Below are 13,065 nucleotides of genomic sequence, written 5' to 3'. Positions count from 1 at the left end.
CAACAGGGCCGGCTCGTCCACAGGATCGTTTGGACGTTCAGCGTCAATCCCCTGCATATACACACAGCTCTCGAACCCTCCAATCAAATGGCCATACTAAAATCATAAATTACGATTTGATTATACATTATGTATGAGTATCCTCCCACATAGAGACAGCATATCGCGCGAAGCCGCAGGAGGTATTGGTGGGTCACGTTAAGTCGTTAGTCGCGATTTCGCTAACTGCATTGGTAACAATATTCCCCAACTCAAGCGTCGCAAACGAGATCTCAGAGCAGATTGCTGCTCTACTCGGTGCCAAGTTGGACGTGAGTAGCACGCTACCTGACAACAAGAGCTTGGATGCTGAAATCCTAGTGCCGCGTTTTTACGAAGAGAGGGACTTCACTCCTGCGTGGACACGCGATGTATTGTCGGACGAACTCTTTGATGAGTTGGATAGTGCAATAGAACAGGGTTTCAGACCGGAGGATTTTGACTTAGCGGAGCTTCAAGCCGCATTTAAGACCGCCCAAACTGGCGATGTTTCTAATCAAGCATTGTTCGATATTCTGGCAACGGACGCTGCGGTGAAACTGGTTCATCATTTGGTGTTTGGGAAAGTCGACCCAAATGCACTGGACGACGATTGGAACTTCTCAAAACCGGTAATTCAACAAGACCCAGCTGTTGTCCTAAATCAGTTTCTTCAAGGTGAAGGTTTCAGCGCGTTAATCGAACGCATCGATATCGACAATGCGCAGTATATGATGCTTGTCGAAGCACTGAGTAAGTATAGGGCCATTGCTTTACAGGGCGGTTGGACCAATGTTCCGGATGAAACCGTTCTTAAACCAGAGATGGTGGACCCTGCTGTCGCCAAGCTGCGCGAAAGGCTGGCGGCAGAAGGCTTCGTTGAAACAAGCGGTTCTTCTGAAGATGGCGAAAACGGCATAAACACAGCTTGGGTTTACGACGATAACTTGGTGAAATTAGTCAAATCTTTTCAGAGTCGGCATGGATTAGAAGCCGATGGGGTCATTGGCGGTAAGACGTTCGCATCGCTAAACAAACCGGTGGAAGATCGCATTAACAAGCTGCGTCTCAGCTTGGAACGTGGCCGCTGGCTTATGCGGGAAGTCGACGACGAATTCGTGCTGGTGAACATTGCAGGGGCCCGCACATATTTGGCCAAGTCGGATGGCACGCTTTGGACCACTAGATCAATCACAGGGTCAGCCTATCGAAAGACCCCAGTGTTCCGAGACGAAATCAAGTACATGGAATTCAATCCCACCTGGACCGTTCCCGCCTCTATTTTTCGTAAAGACAAACTTTCGCGCATCCGCAAGGATCCAGCCTATCTGACACGCAACAACTATGTCGTTCGGAACAAGGATGGCCAGACAATCCCCGCAAACGCTGTAAACTGGGGGGCGAAGAACCCCGGCGTGACCCTGGTTCAGCAGCCGGGCCCAGACAATGCGCTGGGTTTGGTTAAGTTCATGTTTCCAAACAAATACGCTGTATACTTGCACGACACAAACGACAAAACCCTTTTTGACCGAAACGAGAGAAATCTCAGTTCCGGCTGCGTTCGCCTTGAGTATCCGTTCGAGTTCGCGAGCCTTCTGATGGAGGGAGAGCCAGATTGGAGCCGACAGAAGATGCAGTCCATTTTGGATAGCGGAAAGACGACGCGCGTTGATCTACCTGAGCCAATGCCAGTTCTTTTGACATATTGGACAGCGTGGGTCGAAGACGGGGTCGTTCATTTCCGCGAGGACCCATACGAGCGGGATGCTCGTATCCTGGCGGCTTTGGACCGATGAGCACGAAATGCGCGGCGCGCGCGATCCGAATTATGTGCCCATCTAGTCCAGCGGATTGGCGAACGCCGAATTGAAGATAGACAAAACGGCGTAGGCGACGACAGGGGGATGCATGAGGACTTGGCTGTTTAGAACAATTGGGATTGTCGTACTACTTGTGTTTGCAACAATCACACTTGTTTGGTTGCTACTTGCTGCGCCGCTATTCTCGGAGATGCGACGTGACCTGGTCGAAAAAGTCCTTTCTGAACAAATCGGACAACCGATTGTAGTCAACGACGATGTAAGTGTCGCGCTTGGACGCATCACCCACATTTACGTCGGTGGTGTGGTTATCCCGAGCCAATCAATGCCGGAAACATCTCTTGCAGAATTGAACCTTCTGGAACTGGAATTGGATGTTGCCGCTTTGGCCAATCGTCGTCTGCACTTTGACAACCTCGTCGTTGACGGTCTCCAGGCGAATTTCTTTACAGCTGCTGACGGCACTACAAGTTGGCGAAAAGGCCGACCGACGCCAAAACCTGAACCCGAAAACGCCACGGAAGAGGACAATCAAGAGGCTATAGCTGAGACAGGCGGGTCCAATGAGGGCGACCCAGAAGGTGGCGGGATCCTCTCATTCCTGAGCGACAAGAATGTAGCTTTCACATCCATTGGGTTGAACATTGATGATCAAACTTCTGGCTTCTCGTTCGTGTTTGACCTCCAGTCTCTCGCTCTGGAACAGGTAGACGAAGGGCAAAGAACAAAGGTCTCGGGGACCGGCTCCGTCAACAGTCAAAGTTTCGAAATCGAGGGTGACTATCCTCATAGCGCACCGTTTACGACGCGCGCCAATTTTGGCGAAATGACGGTAAGCTACGACGGCGAACCATTTTCGGAAAACGAGGGAGGCGGCTATCGTGCTGTCTTGCAGATGGACACTGGTGAATTCGGTGACTTTCTTGAAGTCATTGGGCTGGAGCGAGTTCTGGAAGGGAATGGCCAGTTGCAAGCAGAGCTTGTTTCTCAGGATGCTCTGAAAATCGAGACCTTTACGACCACCGTAAACCTTGAGGACGGACAGCAACTTACAGCAGAAGGATCGATAGAAGACTTCTACACAGCTCGGGGCGTTGATCTGTTATTCGACGCGCGGCTTTATCCTGAGGGGCAGCCGCCGAACGCAGCAAAGAGTTTCCAGGAGCTGAAGTTCACAGCCTTTGAAATGCACATGGTGGGCTCACTTGCATCTTTCGAGTTCGAGAAACTTCTGTTCCAAACTAACGCATTTGACCAAGGCCTGGACGTAATCGGGCCAGCCTCTATTGAACGCATTCGCCGCATGCCCGATGGTCGGCTTGCGATGCTGGGCATCGCCTTACAGGCTGGACCCATTGAGGACCCAATTCTAAAGGCCGACGGCGAAATTCTCGACCTGCTTCAGCTTCAGGACGTGACCTTCGATGGCACACTCAACGGGCCGGCCAAATTGATTTTGCCAAATATGGATGAAGATTTTGTCGATCAGCTCGGTGGCATAATTGCCGACTTCAGCTTGTCCAATGAAGGAGGGCCTGTTTCGCTTAACAGGTTTAACGCAACCACCTATGGCACAAATCTTTGGGCGCTTGACCTCGCGCTATCGGTCAGCGAATTGAAAGGGCTGTCAGGCCTTGATTTTGACGTGGAACTGGAAGTCAGCGACGGAGCTAGTTTTCTGACTGCGCTCAAATTGCAACCTGTCGAGATTGGCGCACTTGCCGTCGATGCAGTGACGTCGAAGCAGGGCGAGGACTTCACCGCCTCAATCGAGTTTGAAGCCGGTTCGTCACACCTTCTGGCCGCTTTGGATGCAAAATTTCCCGAGGGCGCTTCTGTAATTCGCGGAAACGTTGCGAGTAAAAGGCTCGATTTGAATGATCTAAAAAACCTGACCGCCACGTTGGACCAGCTTAAAAGCTTGGTAGGCGACGCTTCAAAAGATCCTGAAGCCGACGTACAGCCCTTGGTTCTACCGAAGGAAACCAACGTACAGCCCCTGGTTTTACCAAAGGAGAAAGGAAAGCCAGCCGATCTTCTGGATGTGCAGCGCGTACTGAGAGAGGCTGACGTCGAGGTACAAATCGACTTTAAAGAGATTGTTGGCCAACAAGGCGTAACTTCTGTTTCCAGCCAATTGTCTGCAAAAGAAGGGACCGTAGATTTTGGGCCGCTCCAATTGGCATATGGCGGTGGAAACTTCAGCCTACGGGCAGTGATGGATCTGATTGACTCACCTGATTGGCTCTCCTTGTCGGGGTCAACCTCAGGATGGGAATTCGGAGAGATTCTCGATGAACTGGGTATCGGGATAGATGCATATGGGCGGTTGAGTGGTGAGTTCAACGTTTCAGGCAGCACTGCGTCTGGCAATGCGTTTGTGAATTCCATGCGCGGCACTGCTTCTTTATCGATGTCACAAGGCTATGTCAGCACCAGCCTTCTGGAGTTGGCAGGGCTTGGTATTTTCCCATGGCTGTTTTCAGAGGAACTCCGTCAAGGTTACACGGACATAACATGCGTTGTGGCACCAATTAACATCGAAGCCGGCCGGGTAAGCTCAGACTCCATCGTGGTTGAAACGGGTTCTGTTCAATTGGTGGCCAAGGGCCAAGTGGATTGGGTCAAAGATACTATTGCGATCAGGGCAGAACCTCGTCGAGTTGGCAAACCGCTATCCCGTAGCGCGTGGCCGTTTGACGTGACTGGCCAACTTTCGTCACCGAAGTTCAAGTTGGATGTGGGTGGATCCAGAAACAAGGCTCCGGAAGGTGCTGATGCGATGCCAGCAGACAGGCAACCGTGCGTGCCAGACATGAATCAGCTTCAATAGTCGGTCACGACCTAGTTCTTGAGTGGTTCAGGCTGTTCTGCCTGACATGCCAAAACGGCCTCGATGGCTTTTGAGGACCCACTTAGATCAAGTTCCACTTCGGCCCCACTTTCACCAATTATCGTGACGCTTTGGCGTTTCCCGAATTCGGTTACAAACGCAGGGTTGTCGAAAAAGGCATACCCCCCGGGGACGCCATTTTTAAAAACACCTACGGCTTCGCCTTCAAACTTTGCGTCACCAAAATCGAATTTCACGATACCGGTTGAACCGTCCTCAATCTGAACCCAGGTCGGATTGTAAGCGGCGAAGAAACCGCCAGCCTGATTGGGTGCGACGCCAATCTCAACTGTCATGTCGTCTTCGAAGGGCTTCCACGCGAGGCAGCCATTTCCTTTCTCGGGGTCGATCAAAATTTTCCAGTCGCCGGACTCACCCCACGGCTCCATACCAGCGGCATGAGCGCCACTCGCGAGAAGCGTTACTATTGCGGTAAATGCCCAATTGATCATCTGGAACCCCAAAACGTTCTGAAAACTATTGCATTAATCCTACCCATTGCTCTGGATCAATCAAACTAATCCGACAACCTGCAAGGGCGGGGTTTAGTAGACCCAGAGTGGACTTGGTATTCTTTTACTCCGCTATATGAGCAAGCTTTCCATCCCATTCCTCAGTGGGAATCTTAGGACTTGGCGGGTCAGCCATGTAGGACGGTGTCATAATTTGCGTACCGTTCTCGTTGAACACTTCCACGATGTTTTGGTGTAGATCAGACAGAATCTTAGGCAAACTCGATCCTCGAGATGTGTATGCGTTAATTTCGTAATTGATGGCATAGTCAGCCAACTGTGTCCAAAGCACAAAAGGTTCCGGGCTTTTTCTCAATCCCTGTGTGCGATGAGCCGCCTCTATCAACATTGCCGTGATTTTTTTTGGCGGCTCCTCGTACCCGATCCCGACAGTTGTGTAAACGACAAGGCCTCGACCATCGACTTTTCGCGAATAGTTCACGACCTCTGAGTTCAACAACTGAGCATTTGGAATACTGATCATTTCGTTTTTGATAGACTTGATAAGTGTTTCCATGAGTTTGATTTCGGTCACGTCCCCTATCTTGTCTCCGACCATTATTCGATCACCAACATTCGTACTACGTCGATAGATGACAAACAGACCTGCCATCATGTTTGACACAACCGTGTTGGACCCTAACGAGACCATGATGCCGGCGAGAATTGTCAAACCCTGAAACGCCCGGGAACCTGAGCCCGGAATGTATGGGTAAGCGAACACCAGCGCGATCACGATAACCAAAGCCCTGAACAGCATGTTTGTTGGCGCGATCCAGTGCGCCTCGAAACCTTTGATTTCAAACGCCCCGTTCTCCAGGTTGTCAAAGAACAGATCGAGGCCACGGATCGCAAACCGGCTTACAGCTGCTATAATTACCAGCATGATCAGATTTGGGATGTACCCAATGACAGCCAGCACAACGGTAATCAATGGCTCACTGACGTACTTAAGAAGAACTTGAGCAATGGCCCGGGTTTCCGCGAACGACAGCAATACCAAGGACAGGTAGTAGTAGAGAAAAAACAGAAACAGCACCCACATCAAAGCATGAATTGAATAAACGATGATAGACGCGATTGCCCTGCTTCGTAGGATTGACTTTGTAGCTTCCTCGACGCTTTCCGCTCTCTTTTCCAAGTTGTTTCTGACGTAGCCCAGAAACTTCTTCCGTTTGGCAAAGAAGAAGTATGACACCAGTGCAAACAACGCCGTCCAAGCAACAGCGGCCAAGGTGCTGTCAACGCGGCCTTCGCTGGATCGCGCTTCCCGGTACTTTAAAATGGCATTTTCGATGGCCTCTGCTTGCAGCCCGGCCAGAACTTCAATGTCCATCTGTTCGTGGTCGGCGTCAGCCTGAGTGGTAATAGTGACCATATGGCCGTCGACGCGTACGAGTTGTCCAAATTCAGCCCGGGAGATTTGGATGTCGACCGTTTTGCTCTCTGATCTATCCGCGACTTGAGTAATTCTTTCTTCAATCTTTGCGGCCCTGTCCGTTGCAGGCAATGCGCTGGATCCGCGGACGACAAAAAGTTCATCCCCATCGACAACAACAGGTGCTATGAATTCGGGATCTTCTCGTTCCTGCTGTGGCAGCAGTATTTCTTCTGACTGAGCCGAGGCGACACTGCAAAGAAGCAGAAAGGACATCATCCATATTACTAATGCTCTCATGTCTTTGCTCCTTCCACTGGGATCAGGTGAACATCGCGCTGCGGGAACGGTATTGATATTCCCTCTTGGTCAAACCGTTCCTTGGCTTGTCCTGTGAGGTCCCAATAGACAGTCCAATAGTCGTCAGACTTAGACCACGGTCGACAAAAGATATTGACTGAATTGTCGCCAAGCTCACCAACAAATATTTCTGGATCAGGCGATTTCAGGCATAGTTCATGCCTTCCGACCAATTCTTTCAGCACATTGATTGCGTGGGCAGCATTGTCTGAATACGCGATACCAAAAACCAGATCGACGCGACGCTCATCAGATGCGCTGACATTTGTGATTACGTCACCCCAGATCTTACTATTCGGCACAATGATGATCTGATTGTCGAAGGTTCGGATTTTTGTCGAAACGACCGACATCTCGTCAACAAAACCAGATGACCCGCCAACCTGAATATAGTCTCCGGTATCGAATGGCTTTAAAACCATGATCATCAGACCGCTGGCGAGATTGCCTAGCGTTTCCTGAAGCGCAAAGCCAAGAATGAAAGACAAACCACCAAATATTGCAAACAAAGGAGTGACATTCACACCAAACAGGGCAAGTACAACCAGAATGCCGAGAATAAAGACCGCCCAAAACACTGCGGTCGCAATGAATTTCTTAAGCATCCGCGAAATTGTAGGTATCTTTTCAAGGCCGCGCTCAGATAGACGACGCACCACTTTCGCGACAAACATCATAACCCAAACAGCCGCCAAAACACCCAGCCCAGCCAATAAAAGACCAGCACCTCCCTCCCAGGAAACCAACCATTGGAGAGCGTTGTGAAATAACGTCTGCAAATCCGTTGTTTTAAGCACGCCAGTTTTGAGCGCTAAGACATAATCGGTATGCGGTTTCAGGTCTTCTTCGGCGGCACCCTTTAAGGCCCACTCGTTCAAGACCAGAGTGTAATTATCCAAAATTACAGTGCCAGTATCGTTTATCAAAGAAAGCTGTGATCTCAGGTCATCTTCTTGCGCTTCGTTTCCGGCCTGAAGGCTAAGATTAATACGGGCAATTTCTTCAAGTTGGTTGCGAACATGGTCTTGCCAGGCAACAGCAATTTCTGAAAGCTCATCAGTCGTCAGCGGAACAAGCAGTATCTCCAGGTCACCGGCAGAAATTGATTTGTCGGCAACCTCAGTTAAGAGATCTTCTTGCTGTACCGCAGCAGGTTCCTGTTCAGTTGCAGCATTCTGTGCGTACGCTGGAACAGCGTTTGACGTCGATACCGCCGCAGCAAAGAGCAAAATAACCAAACCGTAGATGTATCGCGCCATGACACTAAAGCTCCCACATAAAGACTGAAGAGATCGTAAGGAGACCGGAAAGGTCTGCCATCAAAAATAGTTGGGGGCGACCCACTCACTTGCCGCCCCCGCCCGTTCCGGCAAAAATGCAGCCCGAACGGAAACTACTAACCGGCATGCATCAAAGATTGACCCTCAGTCTCAGTCCTAAGACCAGCGGGTCGTTCGAGTTTGATCCGGGATTTTTCAGGTATTGCACGTCTGCCGTCAGTGCCAGATTGTCGGCCAGGTCCAAACGGTAGAAAACTTCAAGTGTCGTTTGACTGGGCAATCCTGGTGTCGTCAGGTCGGCAACAGTGGCCGCTATGCCAAGGAGATCATCGTAGGTGCCAGGTCGCCACATCAAGCCTGCGTTGACTGCACGCCTGGCCAGCGCACCCCCGCCATTGGACCATCCCAGCCGTCCGAAAATCATCAGTTGGCTGTCGAATGTATGGTTGGCAGAAAGTGTGGCTCCATATGTTTCCGGTACGCCAACTTGTCGGCGCGCATCTGTGTGAAACATCCCCAGATGAACGTTTGTCAGAAATCGTTTTGATTTTTCGGGCGTCCAGCCGATCTCGGCGTATTTGTAGAATTCGCTACCCCCGGAAAACCACTCAATGTCTGTGAGAGACCCATTGGCATCGCTAACTACCCCTAACGCGTAAATCTGGTCCGTTAGATAGCCGCCGACGGTGACGCCAAAACCTGGATCGGGGATTGGCAGCACCGGGCTAAACAGGATCGAATAGTTCGAAAAGGTCGTTCGTGGGTTCACGTAACCCAGAATGTCAGAGTAGTCGCCCGGATCGATCCGACCCGCCACCACTCCTCCGCGGCCGTTTGCGAAGGCTTGTTGCCAGTAAGCTACCGACAAGGTCGTGTTTGTGTCCCCAAACGTGACCGCGGTTGCCCCTTGATACCCAATTTGCGCAGGCAGCGCTGAAGGTGCAATGGACTGGCCCAACCGGTGTCGGTTCTCCAGAATAAAGACAAGGCTACCCGGGTTTTCACCACCCCGGTTTGCCAATTCCCACGTCCCGATCATCCTGAGCTGACCGGATGCAGATTCGTCTTGCCCGGTCAGGCTGTGAGAACTGCGCTGGTATAGCGCCTGATAGTCGAAGCTGAGGGCTAATCCGGTGTTTTCCCGAAATCGACCCAAAGCGTTCTCGGCTGGATCAATGGCACGGTCCAAACCGGGCCAACGCGAATCTTCCAGCCGGCGCAACCTGTCTTGCTCCTGCTGCGCGCTGGCTGATCCCGGACCACCCAACGATACCTGGGCTGCGGCCTCCAGTTTGGCCTGACCAGCGTTTTCCTGTGCGCCAGCAGCACCGGCAAATAGTGCAAAGGCGCTCAATAACGCGGTGGAAAGGGTCGGTCGTGATGGAAGGTACGATCTCTGGTGCGACAAAACTCCAATCACTTTACATCATCCACAGCTTTTATTTCGGAAACACGTTCCAGCGCCGCAGCCATGTCGGCGCTGCTCATCAACTCGATCATCTGGTAATCATCAAGCAGGCCATCGCCGAGGCGGCTAACATAGAAGGCTTGGATAAAGGTAGGGTCATCTGGCAGGGAGACGGTGATGTAGTTCTTCCCGTTCCCAAGTCCCCAGTAATAGCTCAAAAGCTCTCCACCGAGCGCTTCGATCCCGCCCTTCACCGAGGCTGCGCGATCCCCCGGATTGGCGATCTGCATTTCCCAAGCGGTGCTATTGGACGTGCCAATGAACAAAAACGTACGCATGCTTTCGGCGTCTTCAGCTGCGGCAATTGAACCACAGATCGCCATAAAGACGCCAAGGCTGAGATGTTTCACAGTCTTTCCTTTCAGGGAAGGTTTCTTGGCTGAAGTGTGGGGTTATCAAAGATAGACCACCCCACTTTCCTTTCATTCCAGCGTATTCTTGTAGAATTTTCCGTCCTTCATGATGACACGGATGGTGTCGAAACCTTCTTCACGCGGTTCCGCGTCAAACCATTTCGGTTGGGCGCCCAAGACAGAAAGATCTTCCAGCGGGTTGCCATCGACGATCAGGATATCGGCGTAGGCTCCTTCTTGGATCACCCCCAACTGCTCCGGATAAGGATTACGTTGGCCAGTCAGCTGCGCAAGTTCGCCCGCGGTCGACGTAGCGGAGACCAGCATGGCATGATTGCCGAACCAATCAGCAAACTGGTACTTTTCGAAATCGCGATGGGCACGACCCTGATCGAGCGTTGACAGTACTGTATCAACGTTGTGCACGACCTTGGGTTTGTATTTCTTGACAAGTGTGATGAGATCCTTGCTTTGGTCATGTGCAACCGCAAGCTTGATGCCTGCCGGCGTACCCGGTGCAAAGTTGGGGTGCTCAAACAGGATCGGTGAGAATCCGGCGGTGTTGAGCGACCAAAATATCTCTTCATCAGCCATGCGCTTCACGGTTTCTTCTGTGACCATCTGGCCGTGTTCAATGACCTTGACGCCCGCATCCAGTGCCATTTGGACAGTTTCGTCCGTGTATGCATGCGTAAAGGCGTAAGTATCAAAAAAGGCTGCGACCTCTACGGCCGCTCTGATCTCTTCCACGCCGTATCCCACAGACCAAAGCGGGTCCAATTCCGAGGAAACACCGCCACCGACGGTTAGCTTGATTTGCGTGGCCCCATAGCTGAGGTTCCGGCGCGCGGCCGTTCTGATTTCGTCTACGCCGTCTGCAACGACCGCGAGATTTAGTTCTTCCACCTGTGCGACGGGGCCACCTTCTGCCCGGGCACGAGGGCTGCGCCAGTCCGTGTGACCAGATTGTGGGCCGATGCACGCACCGCTCGGGTAAATCCGTGGCCCGACAAGGATATCCTGATCGATCAGCTTTTTCATCGCATCACCTTGGCCACAGGCATCGCGAACCGTTGTGTACCCATCCATAAGGTAATCACGCGCGTTTGCGACCGCCATCGCGCCGACGCCGTCCCAATTCGCATATTCCGCGCCACCAAAGCTTGTGAACAGACCGGTCAGGTTCAGATGGACGTGGCTGTCGATCAGCCCGGGCATCAATGTGCGACCACCTCCATCCACAACCGTCGCGCCAGGCGCGTCGATAGCCTCGGTGGACACTTCTTTGATCAAGTTGCCTTCAACCAGAACGCTGGCGTTCTCGATCCGCGCCTCGTTCACACCGTCAAAGACATGGACGTTAGTGAACAGGGTTTGCGGCTGGGTATCCTGTGCAAACACGGCAGTGGCCGTGATAGCGATTAGGCTCGCGGCAGCGGCTATCTTTGTTGAAATACTCATGTCTTTCTTCTCCCTTAAAATTTAGTGCGCGGGGTGCCGAGGTAAGTTCACCCCACGCGACACTCAGTCGAGTGTGTTCTTGTAGATCACGCCATCTTTCATGATGATCTTTAGATTGGTGTCGGGATCGGACAGCAGCAGGATGTCCTCCAGCGGGTTCCCATCGACCAATAGAAGATCGGCGTATGCACCCTCTTCGACCACACCCAGCGGGCCGTCCTGATAAGGATTGTTCAAACCTGTAAGACGGTTCATGCGCGCGCCGTTGGACGTTGCGATGCGCAAAATGTCGAAGGGTGTGAAATTCGCTTCAAGCAGGTATTTGAACTCGTCGTTCATCTTCTTGTCCTGCTCTAGCGTTTGGTCCCAGTTGTTGATGAGGTCAGTGCCCAGGGTGTAGAGATCGATCATGCCTGGCGTGGTTTGAATTACTTCAATCATGTTGGCCGCGGCATCCCGCACCGTCTTCCACTTCGCAAACGACGCGGGTGTGTAAAATGCTTCGGCCTGCTCGGTGGAGACCGAGTAGACCGGAGCCACGGCGGTCGCAAACATGATCTGTTTTTGAACCATGACCTCGGCCACTTCCGGAGTCAGAAACGGGATGTGTTCGACGGTTTTCGCGCCATTGTCTATACAGTTTCGGATCGCCTGTTCAGTGAACACATGGCAGGTCACATAAGTGCCCCACTGTTCGGCGGTTTTGACTGCCATCTGGATTTCATCGGCTTGGTACTGAAGCGAATGCAGGGGGTCGAACTCGGACGTAACACCGCCGCTGACCATAATTTTGATCTGGGTTGCCCCGCGGCGCAGGTTCTCGCGTACAGCCATCCGGATCTGATCCGGCCCATCGGCTATAAAGCTCATTTCACTTTCGACCCAATGTGATGGTCCTTGCCCAGACAGTGTGGGATGCCGGTCGTTCAATTTACGGAAGTCCGCGTGCCCGGATGTCTGGGTGATGAAGGCTTCAGACGAGTAAATGCGCGGCCCGGGAAACATGCCGGAATCTATAATGCGAGCGATGGATTTTGCTGGTCCGCCTAGGTCCCGGACAGTGGTGAACCCATTCATCAGGATGCGTTCAGACCGAATTGTCGCGACGCCGCCAAGGTGAAAGGGTGTTATATTCTGGCGCAACCCATCGCTGAGAGGGTTGAACACCGTAAGATGCACGTGTTGATCATGCATTCCGGGCATCAGTGTGCGCCCACCACCGTCGATGATTTGCGCATTGGCGACGGCAAGCGGCTCAGTTGAGACCTCGGCGATCAGGTTATCAACGACCAAAACATTTGCGTTCTCGATCCGCGCTTCGTTCACCCCATCAAAGACATGAACATTTGTGAAAAGGATCGGGAAACTTTTTTCCTGTGCAGCGGCATGAGTTGGAAACAGATGGCTCGCAGCTAGTACTGCGGGCACAATTATGCGCATCAGACATCCGTTCATCAGGGCTCCTATCAACAAGAATCGCAAAAGGCGCATTTAGGAGTCATTATAGAATTCGAATAACTTG

9 protein-coding genes are annotated in these 13,065 nt (G+C 52.0%); 2 read left to right on the top strand and 7 right to left on the bottom strand.

The window, feature by feature from the left end; genetic code table 11:
• The first annotated feature begins 188 nt into the window (after positions 1-188).
• On the top strand, positions 189-1,814 hold the full coding sequence (locus AC2FH2_RS10840; RefSeq protein WP_480608058.1) for a L,D-transpeptidase family protein: 1,626 nt from the start codon (positions 189-191) through the stop codon (positions 1,812-1,814).
• Positions 1,815-1,926: 112 nt separating this feature from the next.
• Complete coding sequence (locus AC2FH2_RS10835) at positions 1,927-4,671, top strand: AsmA family protein (protein ID WP_496823537.1); 2,745 nt, start codon at positions 1,927-1,929, stop codon at positions 4,669-4,671.
• An 11-nt stretch (positions 4,672-4,682) separates the two neighbouring features.
• Here AC2FH2_RS10835 and AC2FH2_RS10830 read toward each other — a convergent pair whose 3' ends face one another.
• The 7 genes from AC2FH2_RS10830 to AC2FH2_RS10800 form a co-directional block, all read right to left on the bottom strand.
• On the bottom strand, positions 4,683-5,183 hold the full coding sequence (locus AC2FH2_RS10830) for a hypothetical protein (protein WP_260023741.1): 501 nt from the start codon (positions 5,181-5,183) through the stop codon (positions 4,683-4,685).
• Between the two features lie 124 nt (positions 5,184-5,307).
• The gene (locus AC2FH2_RS10825; protein ID WP_260023742.1) at positions 5,308-6,921 is read right to left on the bottom strand and encodes a mechanosensitive ion channel family protein; all 1,614 of its coding nucleotides are present in this window, start codon (positions 6,919-6,921) and stop codon (positions 5,308-5,310) included.
• Entirely contained in the window at positions 6,918-8,240 is a 1,323-nt protein-coding gene (locus AC2FH2_RS10820; protein WP_260023743.1) for a mechanosensitive ion channel family protein, read from the bottom strand. The genes AC2FH2_RS10825 and AC2FH2_RS10820 overlap by 4 nt, the downstream gene beginning before the upstream one ends.
• 151 nt (positions 8,241-8,391) lie before the next feature.
• A complete protein-coding gene (locus AC2FH2_RS10815; RefSeq protein WP_029621684.1) occupies positions 8,392-9,615 on the bottom strand; it encodes a carbohydrate porin in 1,224 nt (407 codons plus the stop codon).
• Positions 9,616-9,677: 62 nt separating this feature from the next.
• Positions 9,678-10,079: a hypothetical protein gene (locus tag AC2FH2_RS10810; protein WP_010438197.1), complete on the bottom strand. Its 402-nt coding sequence runs from the start codon at positions 10,077-10,079 to the stop codon at positions 9,678-9,680.
• A gap of 72 nt (positions 10,080-10,151) precedes the next feature.
• Positions 10,152-11,543, bottom strand: coding sequence for a metal-dependent hydrolase family protein (locus AC2FH2_RS10805; RefSeq protein ID WP_496823534.1), 1,392 nt, complete (start codon positions 11,541-11,543; stop codon positions 10,152-10,154).
• A gap of 63 nt (positions 11,544-11,606) precedes the next feature.
• Entirely contained in the window at positions 11,607-12,998 is a 1,392-nt protein-coding gene (locus AC2FH2_RS10800) for a metal-dependent hydrolase family protein (protein ID WP_496823532.1), read from the bottom strand.
• Between the last annotated feature and the right edge of the window lie 67 nt (positions 12,999-13,065).

It is taken from the genome of Ruegeria sp. YTSA105, from assembly GCF_059610225.1.
Note: the sequence above shows the minus strand (reverse complement) of the source record. Positions and strands in the feature narration are given on the sequence as shown.